Origin of the sequence: Bacillus sp. AFS029637 (assembly GCF_002584985.1) — a bacterium.
Taxonomy (GTDB): domain Bacteria; phylum Bacillota; class Bacilli; order Bacillales; family Bacillaceae_G; genus Bacillus_A.
Map to the genome: position 1 here is coordinate 195,651 of NZ_NUPZ01000024.1, position 17,679 is coordinate 213,329.

A 17,679-nucleotide genomic window follows, 5' to 3' on the forward strand; every position below is an offset into this window, starting at 1 on the left:
CGTGAAACCATATTGACAAAAAAGCATTCTCATGTGATAATTCAATTAAATTTTTAGAATAATCAAAAAATATTCCTTTTACATAAAAAGGATTCGAACCTTATATGAATATTACGCCGGGGGTGACGAGATGTTATTTTTTCTGAAGAAATGGAATGAATTAAAAGGTGTAAAGTCGGAATTGGCACTTCGTGATTGGTTTTATGGCACAAAAATTAGTTTATCGTTATGTACGTCAAAAGAGCCATTAACATTTTTAGTGAATGTCGAGGGAAGAGATAAAGGGTTATTTTCAGAAGAAGATTTTATTGTCGTAAATTGTATGTGTGAGCCAGTCTTTGAAAATGAAGAGAAACCAGCTGCCGAATCATTTATGCATGCGGATATTTATAAAAAAAGTAGTGCAGAATGCATTTTACAAGTACAGACTGTAGATAGTCATTTAATATCAGAGTTGTATGGAAAAGAAGGAGAAGTAACATTCGATAAACGTAGTGTGGAACGTGTCTTCGGAAAAGAAGGCATAACAGAAATGACAATTCCGATTGTAGAAGATGAAAAAAAATTCGCTGATTTATTAGAAAGTAATGTTCCAAATTTTATTGAAGGCGGCGGAGTAGTCCTTGTTCATAATTATGGTATGATCGTGTGGGGAAAAACGCCAGAAGAAGCGAAAAAATGGCTAGAGGGTATAGAGTATTTAATGAACTATCACGTAAAGTTGTTAATGATTAAAGGTGCGAAAAGTTCGGTTATATAAGAACGTTTGTAATGTTGTTACAAGTCAACAAACAAATGAAAGCGTTTTAAAAATAATTTTACTCATAAAATATAGGTCTCCTTATTATATATAGATTACATGTTGACATGTAAGGAGGAACATATTTTGCGAGTTAAATATCATTTTCTGCCAAAACAGCAAGTAACCTTTTGCAAAATAAACGATTCCGGTGAAGAGGCTTTGCAAATTATGAATGAAACGGGATTTCGAGCAATCCCTGTATTAGCAGAAGATGAGAAGAAATTCATGGGGATTATTTATAAAGTAGATCTATTAGAAAAGAAGTGTAATAACGGTTTAGAGAAATTAAGTACAGGAGATATGCTGGAAGACTCCTCTGCATTTATTTTCGAGAAGGATTCATTCTTCAGAGCATTTTATGTTATTCGTCGTTTACCATTTTTATCGGTTTTAAATGATTATAATGAGTTTGTCGGTATTTTAACACATTCCAATGTATTTGATGTTATTGAAGATTCATTCGGTATGCAGACAGGTGGGTATATATTAACAATTGCAACACAAGATTGTAAAGGAACGATTAAAGAACTTGGAACGTTGTTAAAAGCATATAATATCGGTGGACTGTTTACGCTAGATAACGGTGATCAATATATTCGTCGTGTTATTGTAAATATAACAGATGAGTTAAATGAAAAAAGATTAAAGCTATTAATCGAAAAAATAGAGAAAAAAGGTTTTAGGGTGAGTCATGTAGATTATATTTAAGTTAAAAAAGGTACCTATCTGCTACATATCGATTGGTACCTTTTTTAGTATGAGAATGAATTTTATTTTGAAACAGGAGGTGGAGATAATGCTAAATCAGATAAAAAAATAAAGTCTGCATGTTCACGAATTTTAGGAATAGAAGTTTCTATAACGCGTGACGTAATTTCACCTGGAGGCCCAACATGTCCGATAGCTACCATTATAGGTTTTTCTTGAATTTTTTTGATGAGTAATTGGGCTTGTTTTGAAATATGTCCTGCTGTATACACATCATCAAAAAATAGTTGGTTTTCAATTATAGGCACTCCTAATTCTTTTCCGATTTTTGGGACGACGCTATTAGGGTTTGTTTTGCTATCTAAATAAAATAAACCGTGCTTTTTACAAGCTGCAAGTATAAGTCGTACAATTCTTTCGTCTGCTGTTACTTTTGACCCCATATGATTGTTCATTCCAATTGCATGCGGTACTTCTTGAATCGCTTGTTCGAGGCGATTATTTATTTCTTCATCACTTAAATCAGTTGTAATTGCTTTTGGTCCAAGCCATTCTTTCTTACCTTTAATAGGTTCCATTGGCATATGTATAATAACTTCGTGTCCTTTTTTATGGGCTGCTATCGCATCTTCTTTTGTGGAAGGAAGAAAAGGCATAACAGCAACAGTCAGTGGGATGGGAAGTGATAACATTTTATCGGTCCCCTTCATATTATTGCCGAAGTCATCAATGACAATGGCTACTTTATTCGTATGAGCATTTGCTTGAATCGGAAACAAAAAGGACGGTAAGAACATAGTGAAAATGAGTACTGCAATCGTATATTTGCGCATATAAATATTTCCTTTCTATTTTATTCCGCTATTTGCAGGCGGTAAGGTTCTTACCTCAAAATTCTGCTGGAGCAAAGACATTAGGTAGGAAAACTGCCCGCAAACGCCCGATTGGTGTGGGTTGATAATCAGTGGGGGATGAAGAAAACCTCACTGATTAAAGTTTCACTTTATCAATCATCATTATGTTTTGCTTTTTTATATAAATTAAACAAAAAATGTCGAAGAAAAGGGTGGCGAAAATAAAGAATCAGCTATTTAATTGGTATTTGTAAAAAAAGAAGATGAAAAAAATGTCTATTATTGCGAATGTATTTACAAAGATAGAATAATTTGTAATAATTCTCAAAGTGAGGGTAAAGATTTGTAAATTAAAGGGAGAAAATGTTAAATTTTCTGATTCTTCAAATTTACATATGGTTAAGCGGCTAAAAGGTCAATGGAGAAGTGAAGAGCATGGAAGTATACTAAGGGGGATATGGATGTTTACTGTAAAAAGGAAGTACACATTAGAAAAGCTTTCACGTGATATTCATATGAAACGTGAAGAAATGATTCAATTAGGATTAACAAGTGGGTTAAATAGTATGGAGACAATTCAAGTTAGTCAAGAGTTGGACAAGCTTATTTTACAGTACCAGCGTTATAAAGAAAAACAAACACCGAAATGGTTTTCAATTATAAAGGTACCTATTTTTCAAATTGGGTATGAAGGGAAATCAAATAATTTTTGGCGAATGCTTGTGGCTGGTTTTATGAAATAAGTATAATTATCCTTTCGGGATAAGGATAATTATACTATGTGTAACGGAATCTCGATATGAACTGTTGTTCCTTCGTTTTCTATACTGTCAATAAAAATATGCCCATTGTACATCTCTACAATTCGTTTACATATGACAAGTCCAAGACCTGTTCCAGTATCTTTATTAGTAAAGAACGGATGAAAGAGGTGTTTTTGAATATGTTTCGGAATCCCTTTTCCGGTATCTATAATTTGCAATTGTGCGTGTGTCTTATTGTTTGTTACGATAATTGTTAATGTATCACTAGAAGTCATGGCTTCAATTGCATTTTTTGTAATGTTTAAAACCACTTGTTTCATATGGTCTTTTGAGCACCGAATATAAACAGGATGGTCTGGCAAATGTAAATGGAATACAATGTTATGTAGATTCGCCTCAGATTGAATAATTAATGCTACCTCATTTAGAATTGTTCTTACGTCATATGTTTGTTCGATGATAGCAGTTGGCTTTCCAAGAATAAGAAATTCGCTTACAATTTCATTAATTCGTTCTATTTCTTGTTCGATTATGGAAAAGTAGAACTGATCCTGTTCACCTTTATATTTCTCTTTTAATAGAGCGACGAGTCCTTTAATTCCAGTAAGAGGATTACGTATCTCATGCGCTGTACTAGCTGCAAAAGTTCCAACCAATTCAATTTTTTGCAGTTCATTTTGTTGTCTTTCCAGTTTTGTTTGACGTTTTAATAACATATATTGGGCAAGTAAAAATAAAATAGACATTAAAAATAAAGTAGCCACGCACTCTATTGAAACTAGCTGGTGTAAAGTTTGTTTGTGAATAGGTAACGGAGAAACAGAGACCGTCCAATTTAATTTTTGTAGTGGGGTAATAAGCATATTAGAATGCTTATCAGTTGTGTCATTATTATCATCAGTTAGAAACACTACACCATGTTTATCCGTTACTTCGAAATGGTATTGTGGTTTAATAGCATTTAAAGAAGAGGAAATGTAGTCAAAGCGTAAACTAGCTAATAATAAGCCTGAGAGCTCCTTTTGTTTACTAAATATTGGAGAGGCAATCATAATAGCTTGATGTCCAAGAACGCGATCTGTAATAACTGATGATACAGTTGTTTTCTTAGTCTGTAATGCGTCTTGAATATACTGGCGGTCTGAGACGTCAACAGGACTTGGTTCGCCTTCGGATGCGATTGTAATCATGCCGTCTGTCGTAGTGTAATAGATACCAGAAAAACGTTCATCATTACCATCCGTATCATGTACAATCTGCTTAATCCCATTAGTGTTTCCGGTTTCGGTCCCTACGACCTTTGCGAGCATTTCTAAGGCTGAGATAGCTTCACCAAGATGATGGTCTAAATAGTCTCTATATAAAAAGAGGACAGTGTGAGCAGCTAGTTTGTTTTCCTGTTCCATTTTATACGTATGATACGAATAAAATGTAGCACCAATCCCTATTGTTGGTAGGATAACAAGCAATATATATAAAATTATGCTTTGGAATTTGAATTTCAAATTTGGTACTCCTTTTTTTATTATCATTATATATAAACTATGTTAAAATTGTCATGTTTTTATTCAAGAATCATTCGGGGTACGTTAGGGGAGAGGAAATGAGTGAGTACTCATTCGGAAATTACATGAAGTATGAAGCTGGTTTTTCTTTTTATTGCTGAGAATTTAAGTGAAGGGTTGAAAGTTGTATGACATCAAATAATGAACGAGAAAATATTTCTCAATCTTTAAAAGTATTTATTGCATTATCTCGTGTACATCGTTCTGTTATGGATACTACAAATAAGTCCATACAAAGTAATGGGTTAAATCCAACTGAATTTGCTGTGTTAGAACTGCTATATCATAAAGGTGGTCAACCACTGCAGCAAATTGGTGAGCGTATTTTAATAGCTAGTGGCAGCATTACATATGTTGTAGATAAGCTAGAAAAAAAAGGGCTAGTAAAGAGAATTCCATGTCCGAATGATAGACGTGTTATTTATGCACAATTAACTGAGTCTGGAGAAACCTTTATTGCTTCTATTTTTCCAGGTCATGAGCAAGTTATACATCAGTCTTTTGAAATGTTAACGAAAGATGAAAAGGATGAATTACTTGATCTACTAAAAAAAATTGGAAAGTATGAAAAATAATAATATGTTCCAAAGAGGCTTTGGATAAATAAATCCAAAGCCTCTTTGTTTATATGTAATTATGACAGCTACTGCCGCTTTTTATTGAAGAATAAAAGGGAATATGTAAGTAGGCATTGAATTATAGTAATGATGCATATAACGGAGAGGAGGCTCGTTCATGTCATTTAAAGACTATGAATATAAGCGGCCAAATATTGAAGAATTAAAAGAGAAGTTTACTGTTGCTTTAGAAAAGTTTGATAATACAAAAACGGTTGAAGAACAAAAACAAGTAATCAATTCGATTAATGAAATTCGTAATGATTTTGGTACAATGGGGAACCTTTGTTACATTCGTCATTCTGTTGATACGACAGATGCTTTTTATAAGGAAGAGCAAGATTTCTTTGATGAATACTCTCCAGTTGTACAAGGATATGGAACAAAATATTATAAGGCATTAATCAATTCTCCATTCCGTGAAGAATTAGAGGCGTATTATGGAAAACAATTATTTGCTCTAGCAGAATGCGATTTAAAAACATATTCAGATGAAGTCGTGAAAGATTTACAAGTAGAGAATAAACTGTCTTCACAATATACACAATTATTAGCATCTGCAAAAATTGACTTTGCTGGAGAAGAAAGAACGTTATCACAACTGATTCCGTTTATGCAAGGAAAAGAAAGAAGCGAACGTAAAGCAGCAAGTGAAGCATACTACGGATTTTTAGCGGAGAATGAGGAAGAACTAGATCGTATTTATGATGAGCTTGTTAAAGTGAGAACGAAAATCGCGAAATCTTTAGGTTTCAAAAACTTTGTTGAACTCGGATATGCAAGAATGTACCGTACAGATTATAATGCGGAGATGGTGGCGAATTATCGTCAGCAAGTGCTTGATTATATCGTTCCAGTTACAACGGAATTAAGAAAGAGACAACAAGCGCGTATTGGTGTAGAAAAGTTAGCATATTATGATGAAAACTTTGAGTTTGCTACAGGCAATCCGACTCCAAAAGGAGATGCAGATTGGATTATTAATCATGGGAAAACGATGTATAAAGAGTTATCGGCTGAAACAGATGAATTTTTCAATTTCATGTTAGATAATGATTTATTAGATTTAGTTGCAAAAAAAGGAAAAGCTGGCGGTGGATATTGTACATATATCGAGAATTATAAAGCGCCATTTATTTTCTCGAACTTTAATGGAACATCTGGTGACATTGACGTATTAACGCATGAAGCTGGTCATGCTTTCCAAGTATATGAAAGCCGTAAATTTGAAATTCCAGAATATAATTGGCCAACATATGAAGCGTGTGAAATCCATTCTATGAGTATGGAATTCTTTACATGGCCATGGATGAAGCTATTCTTTGAAGAAGATGCAGATAAATATTACTTCTCTCACTTAAGTTCAGCACTTCTGTTTTTACCATATGGTGTATCTGTTGATGAATATCAACATTTTGTGTATGAAAACCCAGAAGCATCACCCGAGGAGCGTAAGACAGCATGGCGTAACATAGAGAAGAAGTATTTGCCACATCGTGACTACGAAGATAATGAGTATTTAGAGCGCGGTGGTTTCTGGCAACGTCAAGGACATATTTATAGCTCGCCGTTCTACTATATTGACTACACGTTAGCGCAAATTTGTGCGCTGCAATTTTGGAAACGTGCAAGAGATAATAGACAAGAGGCGTGGGAAGATTATGTGAATCTGTGCCAACAAGGTGGAAGTAAATCATTCTTAGAATTAGTGGAAGTTGCGAATTTAACATCGCCATTTGCTGAAGGCTGTGTGAAAAGTGTCATTACAGAAATTGAAGCATGGCTACACGCGATTGACGACACAAAATTGTAAAAAACATGCGCTTTTTTTCACATGTTTAACATCGACATAATGGGAAAATAATGAGATAATAAAAGAAAATTCAGAATTATTAAAAGGGGTGTTTCGGATAAGGAGCACCTCTTTTCACCAACAAAAAGGGGGAAAGAAGTATGCTCCACTCTAATATGGATGTAAGTTTAGAAGGTTTGGTGAACTCATTACACTCTACCCGAGGCACACTATTATCAGAAATTGAAATGTTAAATGATACAGAAGTGAATGTAAAGCCACGTCGTGATAAATGGAGTATTATTCAAATTTTACATCACTTGCATTTAGTTGAACAATCTGTCACATCTGCCCTTGTATATGCTTTACAAAAAAAAGAAAGAAAACTGGCTCCATTTAAAGACCTCCAACTTACGCTTGATCGCACACATAAACGAGAAGCTCCTCAGCAAATGAAACCAACAGAAACTTTAATGAAAAAACAACAAGGAATTCAATTACTAGAACATTCACGACAAGAACTATTACATGCGCTTCATAGTGTTATAGATGAAAATGAATTATTTGAAAATGGATTAAAGCATCCTATTTTTAATGATTTAAATTTGTATCAGTGGGTTCAATTTCTTGATTTGCATGAACAAAGGCATCTTACGCAGTTAAAAGAGGCGAAACATGCAATACTACAACGGTAAGAAGAGAGAGACGGGTGATCTGCCCGTTTCTTTTTTTGTGCGTAGTTATAGCCTCACTTCAAAAGCTGGGGGCTGTATGTTACATAATCAAAAGGGATAGAAAAAACTATGCATAGTTTCCTATCTCACTTTGGAATAATACTTTGTGAAAGAGTCAGAAGGAGTGAACAGTGTATGGCGAAGAAGAAGAGAGAAGAAGAGCGTGCTTGGAAAGCTCGTAAAGAGAATCAAAAACCACATGGAAAAGTGAAAGCTTTTGCTGAATTAGTGGAAGGAACAGAAAAAACGTGATGAATTCCATCACGTTTTTTTTATGAGCGGGAAAGTTAACAAGAAGGTTGTACCTGTACCTTTTTCGCTTATAATATCAACTTTTCCATCCATTGCTTGGATGACGCTAAAGACGACCATCATTCCGAGTCCAGTACCTTTTTCTTTCGTTGAGTAGAAAGGTGATCCGAGCCGCTTTACTTGTTCTTGATCCATACCAACTCCTGTGTCTTTTATATACAGTTGTATATGTTTATGGTCTGGAACTAATGTAAGAATAAGGTCACCGCCGTTAGGCATTGCCTCAATACAGTTTTTAAAAATATTTAATAAGCATTGGTTCAGTTTTTGCTTTTCACCAGCTATAAAAAAAGATGTACTTTGTTTTATATAGTGTATACGAACATTTGTTAAATTGGCGAGAGGTGTAATTAAAGATAGCGCATGAAGTAATTCTTCCTCTACTTGTAATTGTTGTTCTTTTTCAATACTTGGTTTTGCAAAAGTTAAGTAATCCGTAAGAACATGATTTGCTTGTTCGATCCCATTAATGGCTATGTCGATATATAATTTTCGTTCCTTTTCAGAACATGTATCTGACTGTAAAAGTTGCAAAAATCCTTTCGTTGAAGTTAAAGGATTACGAATTTCATGAGAGATAGAAGCTGCCATTTCACCGATTAAATGAAATTTTTCAGCATTCATAAGTTCATTTTGAAGTCGAACTTGCGTTTGTAATATGTGTAGCAAATATAAAATAAGGATTGTGCCAATCATTGTACATATTTCGTATACGATAATATGCGGTATATAATCAGCCTTATTTGTAACCTCTGCAAGGAAAAATGGTATCCAGCCAAATCCGAATATGAGACTGTAAAAGACAGCAAGTGCTATTTTTATACGGTTAGAACTTCGGTTAAACAGTTTGTATGTTAATAGTAGAACAATAAACAAGAGAACCGAAGCGATAAGGGATGGGAAAACACCAACTCCTCCTAATAAAAAGCGGTATATGTTTAATACAGTTAAGATGGAAGCACCAGCAATAGGCCCCCCTGTTAATGTGCCGACAATTAATACGATATGACGCATATCAAATTGAAATCCATAATTTGTTTTTGCACCAAATGTGATACATAGTATGGTAGCGAGGCAACACAATACAATAAATATAGCTGAATTTAATTTAGGAGATCGTTTGCCTTTTTGATTCCAAAATAAGTGATAGATAAGCATCGTAACGAGAATGGATAATATATTTAAAAAGAGGTAAATAATAAAGAGTTTCAGTAGGATGCCCCCTCCCTTCTAATATTAGATTAATCATACTATAAAATGAAAAAAATGAAATAAAAATAGCGGAAAAATCAGAAATTTTTTATGGTAGTATACAATATGTTACAATAAGCTTTGTCAATGAAAGAAGAAATTCCGTGCACTGCACGGGAGAGGTTCGTGAACTCCCTCTATAAAAAACTATGGAAACAACAATATCTCTAGGTATTGTTTTGTTTTTTTATTGCGACAGTTCAAGAACGTTCTTTCTTCTTATTCGTAGTAGAGAAGGAGAATGAGTGAAATGAAAAAAGAAAAAGCGGTTGTTGTTTTTAGTGGTGGACAAGATAGTACAACATGTTTATTTTGGGCGATAGAGCAGTTTGCAGAAGTAGAAGCTGTAACGTTTAATTACAATCAGCGTCATAAGTTAGAAATTGATTGTGCAGCGGAAATTGCGAAAGAGCTAGGAATTAAACATACAGTACTAGATATGAGTCTATTAAATCAACTTGCTCCAAATGCATTAACGAGAACGGATATGGAGATTACACATGAAGAAGGTGAATTACCATCAACATTTGTGGATGGACGAAATTTACTATTCTTATCATTCGCTGCTGTATTAGCGAAACAAGTTGGAGCGCGTCATATTGTAACAGGCGTATGTGAAACTGATTTTAGTGGGTATCCAGATTGTCGTGACGTATTTGTGAAATCATTAAACGTTACATTAAATTTATCTATGGATTATCCGTTTGTCATTCATACACCACTTATGTGGATTGATAAAGCGGAGACATGGAAATTATCTGATGAACTTGGTGCATTTGAGTTTGTTAGAGAAAAAACATTAACATGTTATAACGGAATCATTGGTGATGGTTGCGGTGAATGTCCAGCATGTCAACTTCGTAAAGCAGGATTAGATACGTACTTACAAGAACGCGAAGGAGCGAGCAATTAATGGATAATTTCTTTGGATTTCGCATCGTAGAAAATTTGCAAAAAATGGACAAGGATATTCAGCGTAAACAACTTAAATATCATAATAAAAGAGTAATGGTCAGCAAGGAATTTACATTTGATGCAGCACACCATTTACACTGTTATGAAGGAAAATGTAAAAACTTACATGGTCACACATATAAAGTTGTATTTGGGATTAGTGGATATGTAAATGAAATAGGCCTTGCGATTGACTTTGGAGATATAAAAGAGATTTGGAAAAATGAAATAGAAATTTATTTAGATCATCGTTATTTAAACGAAACGTTACCTGCAATGAATACGACTGCTGAAAATATGGTCGTTTGGATTTATGAAAAGATGGCAGAAGCATTAACAAAAGATAATCGTGCGAACGAATATAAAGGAGCTCGTGTTGAATTTGTTCGTCTATTTGAGACGCCGACTAGTTATGCGGAAGTAAGACGGGAGTGGATGCTCGATGAGTAAAATCCCTGTCTTAGAAATATTTGGTCCAACTATTCAAGGTGAAGGAATGGTTGTAGGACAAAAGACAATGTTTATCCGTACAGCTGGCTGTGATTATAGCTGCGCTTGGTGTGATTCTGCTTTTACGTGGGATGGATCTGCTAAAGATCAAATTAAACAGATGACAGCGGAAGATATTTGGAATGAGCTTATTGCAATTGGAGGAGAAAATTTTTCTCATGTTACGATTTCAGGCGGAAATCCGGTATTGCTGAAAAATATTAAGTTTCTTCTTTCTATACTAAAAGAGAATGGAATGCGAACGGCAATCGAAACGCAAGGGAGTAAATGGCAAGACTGGTTACTTCAAATTGATGAGGTAACGATTTCTCCCAAACCACCAAGTTCGACGATGCAAACAGATTTTCAGAAGTTAGATGCTGTTATTCAGAAACTGGCAGGAAAAGATATTAGCTTAAAAGTAGTCGTATTTGATGATTATGACTTTGAGTATGCAGTTAAGATGCACGAACGTTATCCAGACGTACCATTCTTCTTGCAAGTAGGGAACGATGATACGAAAACAGTGGATGATGCAATGCTTATTAAAAAATTATTAGATAAGTATGAGTGGTTGATTGAGAAAGCTGTAAATTGTAAAGCAATGAATGATGCAAAAGTATTGCCGCAGCTTCATGCGTTAGTATGGGGAAATAAACGCGGCGTATAACGAGAAGGGATGTTTAACATGGCAGGAAGATTAGATGAAGATTTAAAAGATGTAACATTACTAGGAAATCAAAATACAAAATATTTATTTGAATATAGCCCAGAAATTTTAGAGGTATTTGATAATAATCATCCAAATCGTGATTATTTTGTAAAATTCAACTGTCCTGAATTTACAAGCTTATGTCCGAAAACAGGACAACCAGACTTTGCAACAATTTATATTAGCTACATTCCAGAGCAAAGAATGGTAGAGAGTAAATCTTTAAAGTTATATTTATTTAGTTTCCGTAATCATGGTGATTTCCACGAAGATTGCATGAACGTAATTATGAATGATTTAATTAAATTAATGGATCCACGTTACATTGAAGTATGGGGGAAATTTACACCACGTGGTGGCATTTCAATTGATCCGTACTGCAACTATGGTCGCCCAGGAACGAAGTATGAACAAATGGCAGACTACCGCATGATGAACCACGATCTATATCCAGAAACAATTGATAATCGTTAATAGAAAGAAAGGGCCTGTATACTATACAGGCCCTTTCTTTCTATTATATTATGCATTTTGGTTAATGACAGTATAGTTTTTATGACTTACAACTGTAAGAGGTTCCATATCTAGTTCTCTAAAATTCTCCATAATTGTTATATCAACAATAACAGAGTTTTGATTTACTTTTTGAACACGGCCTTGCATGCCACCTTTAAATTCGATGATATCTCCAGTTTCTGCGATCTGCATAAGCAACTCTCCTTGTTACAGTTTTTCCAAAAAAGAATAATTTGGGATTTTTTATTTTCCTTTATTTTGAACTATGTTACCTGTTTTGTAAATGTTTTCAAAGTAAAAATTCGAAAAATATTCACTTTTTGTAAGAAAATATATGAAAAAACATGTTGTTAGGAGATAAATGAGAGAAATGCGAATATTTTTATATGAGAGTATAATGAAAAGGTACAATGACCTACTAAAGTGGGGGAAACTAGGGGCGGTAAAATGATGTTTGAAATTGTGGGGAGCTTTATAGCGATTTTATTATTTTTATTTTCTTATATACAGCTAAAGAAAATTCGGCACCATGAAACAACTGCATATTTTGACGGATTGGATGGTATGCATGCATCGATAACACATGATAGTGGCGGGGATATGTAATAATGTATAACTTTCTTTTTACGCATGGTATGATGGCAATAAGAAATAGTGCATAATAGAGTTCGTAAGTGATGAATGGGGAGTGAAAAGAATGAGGATTTCTTTTATTCGTCATGGTCGCTTAAATCGTACTATGGAACCAATGACAGTTACTTCATTTCATGAGTGGATGAAACGATATGACTTACATACTATAACAACAAAAGCTCCTATACCAATGGAAACAATTGAAGTGATGGAAGCAGCAAAATTGGTCGTAACGAGTGATCAAAGGCGTGCTGTACAGTCAGCAGCTGAATTAACGGATTCTTTATCTTTTATACAAAACTCTCTTTTTAGAGAGGCTGAGGTTTCTTCAAGCTTTTTTTTTCCAAAATGGTTGAAATGCAAACCTAAGGTATGGATGGTTATCGGCCGAACATTATGGATACTTGGCTACCATAAAGATGTAGAGTCTTATAAGGAAGTAAGAGAGAGAGCAAGGCAAGCGGCTCATCTATTGTACCGTTATGCTCTCGTTTATGGAAGTGTTGCTCTTGTAGGTCATAGTTATTTTAATACGATGATTGGGACTGAACTGAGGGCAATGGGGTGGTCTGGTTCGCCTATTTTTCATAGGAAGCCATGGGGATGTACAACATATACATTCCACGAGGCGATGGATGGAAATGTATTAAATACGAATTTAACATAAAAGCACACGATTTATATAAATCGTGTGCTTTCCTTTTAAGATACAGAAACCTTTGTATTTAATGGTTTTACTAAATGGGCGTAAGGTTCACCCACAAGCATAACGATTTGATCTTTTTTGTAACCTAGCTTTTCATATAATGAAAAAGCACGTGTGTTTTCTAAATTAACAAGTAAGGCGATTTTTTCATGCGCTTGTTCAGTTGCATGGATTTCAGCAGCTTTAATTAATTGAGAACCTATGCCTTTTCCGCCGTATGCACTTGAAACTGATAACGTATCAATGTAATACTCATCAAGCTCAGCTTCTTTTTCTAACGTAATAGAGTTATCTTTATGTAATTCTCTTAATTGACGTACAATTGGTGCGTCAATTATTGTTGCTTCACTACCGTGATAAGCGACGATAATTCCGACTGCAGTCCCGTCTTGTTCATATACAAGACAATTTTCATAGCTCAGTCGATTTTTCTCTTTTGAGAACCATGTTTCTAGTCCTAGTAATACTTCTGTTTCAACTGTGCTACCTGTGATTTTTTCAGCAATTTCGTGCAGAGCGTTATACAATAAAGGAGCTATAGCCTTTGCATCTGTCTTTTTTGCTTTCCGAATCATAGTATCCCTCCTAGTTCTATTTATATATTGTAGCATAATGGTATGGAACTTTGCATAATTGAATGTCAAAATGTTTGATATAGAGAAGTGGCTATGTTAGTATATGATATTTAGTGGACATACAATAAAGAGATCTCTTTTGAAAAATAATGAAAGTAAAATGCCGACATAGCAACGGGATAAATTTACAGTTGTTGACCTATAGAATATACGATAGAATAAAATATTGCATAGAGGTGAAATACATGGATGAACAATTAGCAAATGCAATTTTGGATCAGCTGAAAAATGGTGAGATAAAGGAGTATGTTGCAACGAAAGATGTATTTTATACGTTCAGGAAAGTTGTAGTAAGTCGGGAAGATTTTAAACATATTATTGGGAATGCACAGCGCGGCGGACAGGTCATTTATACATATTCAGAAACGCCACGTTCGTAACTAGAAGATATAGGGGAGGAGACTTATGGGCGATTTTAAACAAGGGATATTACCGCATTGGGATTATATGTGGAAAGATCGATCTGGAAATAGGTTTATGGGAATGGTTATGTATCCAGAGAGACGAAAATGTTCAGCGAAAATGCTGCAGAAAATAAAAAGAGCATATGAAGAAGCGATAGAAATTAAGGTAACCGTACAAGTTCAACATACATATCAGTACGTAGAAGGAATGATTGTATACTTTGATGAAGAAGCTCCTGTATGTACAATGATTGATAAAGATGAGAATCCACATCACATTTTTGTAAAAGATATTTTGCGTATTGAGCACTCTGAATAATCTTTTCATAAATAAATTGAAATTCCATAATAATAATCTTTTTCTATAATAGTTATCTTTTAGTATGTAACGAGAACTGAAAGTATATGTATAATATTTAATAAAGTAAAATTGATAAATGTAATCGTTTTTTAGAGCAGATTATCGTTTAATGTCTGTTCTTTTTTGCGTGATGCTGGAGAAATATATTCCTCCAGCATTTGCCGTTTTATGACAAAATATATTGGTAACTTTTTTAAAAATAAGGTTAAATTCGTTGACAACTTTTTTGAAAAGCACTTTATTGACATGAGTTTTAGAATGTTGTTTCATAGTCATTGTATTGAAAAAAAACGACTGTCATGTCGAAAAGTAAAAGTTAAAAAAAGAAAGAATTTATACATATATCTTGTGTCTTATTTTGAAACGTAATACAATATATAGAGAAATCAAGAAACAACATACAGAGAGTATAGATTGGAGAGGGAGGGTCGGAAATGTTAGTTGCATATGATTCTATGACAGGAAACGTGAAGCGTTTCATTCACAAATTAAATATGCCGGCCGTTCAAATTGGTGAAGATCTAGTAATAGATGAAGACTTTATTTTAATTACGTATACAACAGGTTTTGGCAATGTACCAGAACGTGTTTTAGAATTTTTAGAGCGCAATAATGACAAATTAAAAGGCGTATCTGCAAGCGGCAATCGTAACTGGGGAGACATGTTCGGTGCAAGTGCTGACAAAATTTCTGCTAAATATGAAGTGCCTATTGTATCAAAATTTGAGTTATCAGGAACAAATAACGATGTAGAATATTTTAAGGAAAGGGTGCGGGAGATTGCGACACATTGAACTGAATAACGAAATCACGCAAATGCAGGACGGTTTTTATCAGCTTCATAAAGATAAAGAGGCATTAGAAGTCTTTATGGAAGAAGCTAGAGAAAATACCGTTCCTTTTAATAGCGTGGCAGAGCGAATGGAGTATATGAAAGAACATGATTACTATTACAACGTTCTGGACGAGTATAGCTTGGAGGAAGTAGAAGAGGTATATAACATCGCTTATGGTGAAAACTTCGAGTTCCAATCTTATATGGCAGCATCTAAGTTCTACAAAGATTATGCGTTAAAAACAAATGATCAAAAACAATACTTAGAAAGCTATGAAGATCGTGTAGCAATTGTTTCATTATACTTAGGACGCGGTGATGTTGCGAAAGCAAAACAATTCGCAAGCATGATCGTCAAACAAAACTATCAACCAGCGACACCAACCTTTTTAAATGCGGGAAGAAGCAGAAGAGGAGAAATGGTGTCTTGTTTCTTGTTAGAGATGGACGACAGCTTAAATTCAATCGGTTTTAACATTAATACTGCAATGCAATTATCGAAAATCGGCGGGGGAGTAGCTTTAAACTTATCTAAGCTACGCGCACGTGGCGAGCAAATTAAAGGTATCGAAAACGCTGCAAGTGGTGTAGTACCTGTTATGAAATTGCTTGAAGATTCGTTTTCATATGCGAATCAACTTGGCCAACGAAAAGGTGCCGGCGCAGTATACTTAAACATTTTCCATTGGGATATTATTGAATTCCTTGATACAAAAAAAATAAATGCCGATGAGAAGAGCCGTATTCAGTCTCTATCAATCGGAATTATCGTTCCAAGTAAGTTCTTTGAGCTTGCTGAGAAAAACGAACCTTTCCATGTTTTCGCGCCTTATACGGTGTATAAAGAATATGGAAAGCATTTAGATGATATTGATATCGATGAAATGTATGATGAATTAATGAGCAATCCGAAAGTGAAGAAGAAGCCGCTAGATATTAGTGCACGTGATATGCTTATTAAAATTGCTATGATTCAGCTTGAATCTGGTTACCCATACTTAATGTTTAAATCAAATGCAAATAACCAACATCCACTGAAGGATATTGGAACTGTGAAGATGTCGAACTTGTGTACAGAAATCTTCCAGCTTCAAGAAACTTCTGAAATAAATGATTACGGTACAGATGACATTATCCGTCGTGATATTAACTGTAACTTAGGATCGTTAAATATCGTAAACGTAATGGAAAATAAAGAGATTCGTGAAGCAGTTCATGCAGGAATGGAAGCTTTAACAGCTGTTTCTGATATGACAATCATTCCGAATGCACCAACTGTGAAAAAAGCAAATGATGAGCTTCATTCAGTTGGACTTGGCGCAATGAACTTACACGGATATTTAGCAAAAAATAAAATCGCTTATGAAAGTGCAGAAGCGAAAGAGTTCGCGCGTACATTCTTTATGATGTTAAATTACTACTCTATTGAGAAAAGTATGGAAATTGCTAAAGAAAAAGGCGAGACATTTAAAGACTTCGATAAATCTGATTATGCGAACGGCACATACTTTGAAAAGTATGAAACGACAGATTACAGCCCAGTAACTGAAAAAGTTCAACAACTATTTGAAGGAATTCATATTCCAACAAAAGAAGATTGGACAAGTTTAAAAGAGCAAGTGCAGAAGAATGGTTTATACAACTCATATCGTCTTGCAATCGCTCCTACACAATCAATCAGCTACGTTCAAAATGCAACTTCAAGCGTAATGCCGATCGTAAGTCAAATCGAATCAAGAACGTATGCGAATGCGACAACATATTATCCAATGCCGTATTTATCAAAAGATACGTTCTGGTACTATAAATCTTCTTACGATATGAATCAGTTTAAACTAATTGATTTAATCGCAGAAATTCAAGAACATATTGACCAAGGAATTAGTACAATTCTTTACGTTAATAGTGATATTTCAACACGTGAATTAGCACGTTACTACATCTATGCACATAAAAAAGGCTTAAAGAGTCTGTATTATACGAGAACACGTAAATTAAGCGTGGAAGAGTGCGTGGCTTGTACCGTTTAATATAA

The 17,679-nt window shown here is 34.5% G+C and carries 22 protein-coding genes and 1 riboswitch; of the genes, 17 read left to right on the forward strand and 5 right to left on the reverse strand.

What is annotated here, in order from left to right:
• Nucleotides 1-130 precede the first annotated feature (130 nt).
• Both COE49_RS14340 and cbpA read left to right on the forward strand, forming a co-directional pair.
• Nucleotides 131-760, forward strand: a complete 630-nt coding sequence (locus tag COE49_RS14340; protein ID WP_098945935.1) for a class II aldolase/adducin family protein — start codon at nucleotides 131-133, stop codon at nucleotides 758-760.
• Nucleotides 761-886: 126 nt separating this feature from the next.
• Entirely contained in the window at nucleotides 887-1,510 is a 624-nt protein-coding gene (gene cbpA, locus COE49_RS14345) for a cyclic di-AMP binding protein CbpA (RefSeq protein WP_088231335.1), read from the forward strand.
• Nucleotides 1,511-1,572: 62 nt separating this feature from the next.
• Here cbpA and COE49_RS14350 read toward each other — a convergent pair whose 3' ends face one another.
• Entirely contained in the window at nucleotides 1,573-2,343 is a 771-nt protein-coding gene (locus COE49_RS14350; RefSeq protein ID WP_088231334.1) for a divergent polysaccharide deacetylase family protein, read from the reverse strand.
• Between the two features lie 482 nt (nucleotides 2,344-2,825).
• Between COE49_RS14350 and COE49_RS14355 the strand changes: the two genes are divergently transcribed.
• Nucleotides 2,826-3,107, forward strand: coding sequence for an aspartyl-phosphate phosphatase Spo0E family protein (locus tag COE49_RS14355; RefSeq protein WP_088231333.1), 282 nt, complete (start codon nucleotides 2,826-2,828; stop codon nucleotides 3,105-3,107).
• 29 nt (nucleotides 3,108-3,136) lie between these two features.
• On the opposite strand, the gene COE49_RS14360 is transcribed toward COE49_RS14355, so the two are convergent.
• Nucleotides 3,137-4,633 (reverse strand): DUF3149 domain-containing protein, encoded by a 1,497-nt coding sequence (locus tag COE49_RS14360; RefSeq protein ID WP_088231332.1) that lies wholly within the window; start codon nucleotides 4,631-4,633, stop codon nucleotides 3,137-3,139.
• Between the two features lie 188 nt (nucleotides 4,634-4,821).
• On the opposite strand from COE49_RS14360, the gene COE49_RS14365 reads away from it, so the two are divergent.
• From COE49_RS14365 to COE49_RS28040, 4 genes are all read left to right on the forward strand, one after another.
• Entirely contained in the window at nucleotides 4,822-5,268 is a 447-nt protein-coding gene (locus COE49_RS14365) for a MarR family winged helix-turn-helix transcriptional regulator (protein WP_088231331.1), read from the forward strand.
• A 160-nt stretch (nucleotides 5,269-5,428) separates the two neighbouring features.
• Nucleotides 5,429-7,123 (forward strand): M3 family oligoendopeptidase, encoded by a 1,695-nt coding sequence (locus COE49_RS14370; RefSeq protein WP_088231330.1) that lies wholly within the window; start codon nucleotides 5,429-5,431, stop codon nucleotides 7,121-7,123.
• 140 nt (nucleotides 7,124-7,263) lie between these two features.
• The gene (locus COE49_RS14375; protein ID WP_088231329.1) at nucleotides 7,264-7,797 is read left to right on the forward strand and encodes a DinB family protein; all 534 of its coding nucleotides are present in this window, start codon (nucleotides 7,264-7,266) and stop codon (nucleotides 7,795-7,797) included.
• A gap of 174 nt (nucleotides 7,798-7,971) precedes the next feature.
• On the forward strand, nucleotides 7,972-8,088 hold the full coding sequence (locus COE49_RS28040; protein ID WP_001085166.1) for a DUF6254 family protein: 117 nt from the start codon (nucleotides 7,972-7,974) through the stop codon (nucleotides 8,086-8,088).
• 9 nt (nucleotides 8,089-8,097) lie between these two features.
• On the opposite strand, the gene COE49_RS14385 is transcribed toward COE49_RS28040, so the two are convergent.
• Nucleotides 8,098-9,306 (reverse strand): ATP-binding protein, encoded by a 1,209-nt coding sequence (locus COE49_RS14385; RefSeq protein ID WP_088231328.1) that lies wholly within the window; start codon nucleotides 9,304-9,306, stop codon nucleotides 8,098-8,100.
• Between the two features lie 206 nt (nucleotides 9,307-9,512).
• Nucleotides 9,513-9,556: riboswitch (PreQ1 riboswitch) on the forward strand.
• 93 nt (nucleotides 9,557-9,649) lie between these two features.
• On the opposite strand from COE49_RS14385, the gene queC reads away from it, so the two are divergent.
• Genes queC through queF form a run of 4 tightly spaced genes read left to right on the forward strand, consistent with a single transcriptional unit; the run spans nucleotide 9,650 to nucleotide 12,028 of the window.
• Nucleotides 9,650-10,312, forward strand: a complete 663-nt coding sequence (gene queC, locus COE49_RS14390) for a 7-cyano-7-deazaguanine synthase QueC (protein WP_000711596.1) — start codon at nucleotides 9,650-9,652, stop codon at nucleotides 10,310-10,312.
• Nucleotides 10,312-10,803 (forward strand): 6-carboxytetrahydropterin synthase QueD, encoded by a 492-nt coding sequence (queD, locus tag COE49_RS14395; protein WP_000368412.1) that lies wholly within the window; start codon nucleotides 10,312-10,314, stop codon nucleotides 10,801-10,803. Before queC ends, queD begins: the two co-directional genes overlap by 1 nt.
• The gene (queE, locus tag COE49_RS14400; RefSeq protein ID WP_088231327.1) at nucleotides 10,796-11,512 is read left to right on the forward strand and encodes a 7-carboxy-7-deazaguanine synthase QueE; all 717 of its coding nucleotides are present in this window, start codon (nucleotides 10,796-10,798) and stop codon (nucleotides 11,510-11,512) included. Before queD ends, queE begins: the two co-directional genes overlap by 8 nt.
• An 18-nt stretch (nucleotides 11,513-11,530) precedes the next feature.
• The gene (queF, locus tag COE49_RS14405) at nucleotides 11,531-12,028 is read left to right on the forward strand and encodes a preQ(1) synthase (protein ID WP_000918895.1); all 498 of its coding nucleotides are present in this window, start codon (nucleotides 11,531-11,533) and stop codon (nucleotides 12,026-12,028) included.
• Between the two features lie 48 nt (nucleotides 12,029-12,076).
• Here the strand turns inward: queF and COE49_RS14410 are convergent, their stop codons facing one another.
• Nucleotides 12,077-12,262 (reverse strand): YkvS family protein, encoded by a 186-nt coding sequence (locus tag COE49_RS14410; RefSeq protein WP_001165081.1) that lies wholly within the window; start codon nucleotides 12,260-12,262, stop codon nucleotides 12,077-12,079.
• Nucleotides 12,263-12,520: 258 nt separating this feature from the next.
• Here COE49_RS14410 and COE49_RS27660 point away from each other — a divergent pair, with 258 nt between their 5' ends.
• Together COE49_RS27660 and COE49_RS14420 are read left to right on the forward strand one after the other, a co-directional pair.
• Nucleotides 12,521-12,676, forward strand: coding sequence for a hypothetical protein (locus COE49_RS27660; RefSeq protein ID WP_170952756.1), 156 nt, complete (start codon nucleotides 12,521-12,523; stop codon nucleotides 12,674-12,676).
• Between the two features lie 91 nt (nucleotides 12,677-12,767).
• Nucleotides 12,768-13,370, forward strand: coding sequence for a histidine phosphatase family protein (locus COE49_RS14420; RefSeq protein ID WP_098945936.1), 603 nt, complete (start codon nucleotides 12,768-12,770; stop codon nucleotides 13,368-13,370).
• A gap of 35 nt (nucleotides 13,371-13,405) precedes the next feature.
• Here COE49_RS14420 and COE49_RS14425 read toward each other — a convergent pair whose 3' ends face one another.
• Nucleotides 13,406-13,984 carry a GNAT family N-acetyltransferase gene (locus COE49_RS14425; RefSeq protein WP_088231324.1) on the reverse strand — a complete coding sequence of 193 codons (579 nt, stop codon included), beginning with the start codon at nucleotides 13,982-13,984 and terminating at the stop codon, nucleotides 13,406-13,408.
• Nucleotides 13,985-14,229: 245 nt separating this feature from the next.
• Here COE49_RS14425 and COE49_RS14430 point away from each other — a divergent pair, with 245 nt between their 5' ends.
• The 4 genes from COE49_RS14430 (at nucleotide 14,230) to nrdE (ending at nucleotide 17,674) form a co-directional block, all read left to right on the forward strand.
• Nucleotides 14,230-14,424, forward strand: a complete 195-nt coding sequence (locus COE49_RS14430; protein ID WP_000344282.1) for a hypothetical protein — start codon at nucleotides 14,230-14,232, stop codon at nucleotides 14,422-14,424.
• A gap of 25 nt (nucleotides 14,425-14,449) precedes the next feature.
• Nucleotides 14,450-14,767: a hypothetical protein gene (locus COE49_RS14435; protein ID WP_088231323.1), complete on the forward strand. Its 318-nt coding sequence runs from the start codon at nucleotides 14,450-14,452 to the stop codon at nucleotides 14,765-14,767.
• A 476-nt stretch (nucleotides 14,768-15,243) separates the two neighbouring features.
• Nucleotides 15,244-15,603 (forward strand): class Ib ribonucleoside-diphosphate reductase assembly flavoprotein NrdI, encoded by a 360-nt coding sequence (nrdI, locus tag COE49_RS14445; RefSeq protein ID WP_000959449.1) that lies wholly within the window; start codon nucleotides 15,244-15,246, stop codon nucleotides 15,601-15,603.
• Nucleotides 15,590-17,674, forward strand: coding sequence for a class 1b ribonucleoside-diphosphate reductase subunit alpha (gene nrdE / locus COE49_RS14450; RefSeq protein WP_088231321.1), 2,085 nt, complete (start codon nucleotides 15,590-15,592; stop codon nucleotides 17,672-17,674). The genes nrdI and nrdE overlap by 14 nt, the downstream gene beginning before the upstream one ends.
• Nucleotides 17,675-17,679: the final 5 nt, after the last annotated feature.

Coding starts and splice junctions, on each gene's coding strand:
- COE49_RS14340 (WP_098945935.1), top strand. CDS start 131: ATGTTATTTTTTCTGAAGAAATGGAATGAATTAAAAGGTGTAAAGTCG.
- COE49_RS14350 (WP_088231334.1), bottom strand. CDS start 2,343: ATGCGCAAATATACGATTGCAGTACTCATTTTCACTATGTTCTTACCG.
- COE49_RS14355 (WP_088231333.1), top strand. CDS start 2,826: ATGTTTACTGTAAAAAGGAAGTACACATTAGAAAAGCTTTCACGTGAT.
- COE49_RS14365 (WP_088231331.1), top strand. CDS start 4,822: ATGACATCAAATAATGAACGAGAAAATATTTCTCAATCTTTAAAAGTA.
- COE49_RS14370 (WP_088231330.1), top strand. CDS start 5,429: ATGTCATTTAAAGACTATGAATATAAGCGGCCAAATATTGAAGAATTA.
- COE49_RS14375 (WP_088231329.1), top strand. CDS start 7,264: ATGCTCCACTCTAATATGGATGTAAGTTTAGAAGGTTTGGTGAACTCA.
- COE49_RS28040 (WP_001085166.1), top strand. CDS start 7,972: ATGGCGAAGAAGAAGAGAGAAGAAGAGCGTGCTTGGAAAGCTCGTAAA.
- COE49_RS14385 (WP_088231328.1), bottom strand. CDS start 9,306: ATGCTTATCTATCACTTATTTTGGAATCAAAAAGGCAAACGATCTCCT.
- queC (WP_000711596.1), top strand. CDS start 9,650: ATGAAAAAAGAAAAAGCGGTTGTTGTTTTTAGTGGTGGACAAGATAGT.
- queD (WP_000368412.1), top strand. CDS start 10,312: ATGGATAATTTCTTTGGATTTCGCATCGTAGAAAATTTGCAAAAAATG.
- queE (WP_088231327.1), top strand. CDS start 10,796: ATGAGTAAAATCCCTGTCTTAGAAATATTTGGTCCAACTATTCAAGGT.
- queF (WP_000918895.1), top strand. CDS start 11,531: ATGGCAGGAAGATTAGATGAAGATTTAAAAGATGTAACATTACTAGGA.
- COE49_RS14410 (WP_001165081.1), bottom strand. CDS start 12,262: ATGCAGATCGCAGAAACTGGAGATATCATCGAATTTAAAGGTGGCATG.
- COE49_RS27660 (WP_170952756.1), top strand. CDS start 12,521: ATGTTTGAAATTGTGGGGAGCTTTATAGCGATTTTATTATTTTTATTT.
- COE49_RS14420 (WP_098945936.1), top strand. CDS start 12,768: ATGAGGATTTCTTTTATTCGTCATGGTCGCTTAAATCGTACTATGGAA.
- COE49_RS14425 (WP_088231324.1), bottom strand. CDS start 13,984: ATGATTCGGAAAGCAAAAAAGACAGATGCAAAGGCTATAGCTCCTTTA.
- COE49_RS14430 (WP_000344282.1), top strand. CDS start 14,230: ATGGATGAACAATTAGCAAATGCAATTTTGGATCAGCTGAAAAATGGT.
- COE49_RS14435 (WP_088231323.1), top strand. CDS start 14,450: ATGGGCGATTTTAAACAAGGGATATTACCGCATTGGGATTATATGTGG.
- nrdI (WP_000959449.1), top strand. CDS start 15,244: ATGTTAGTTGCATATGATTCTATGACAGGAAACGTGAAGCGTTTCATT.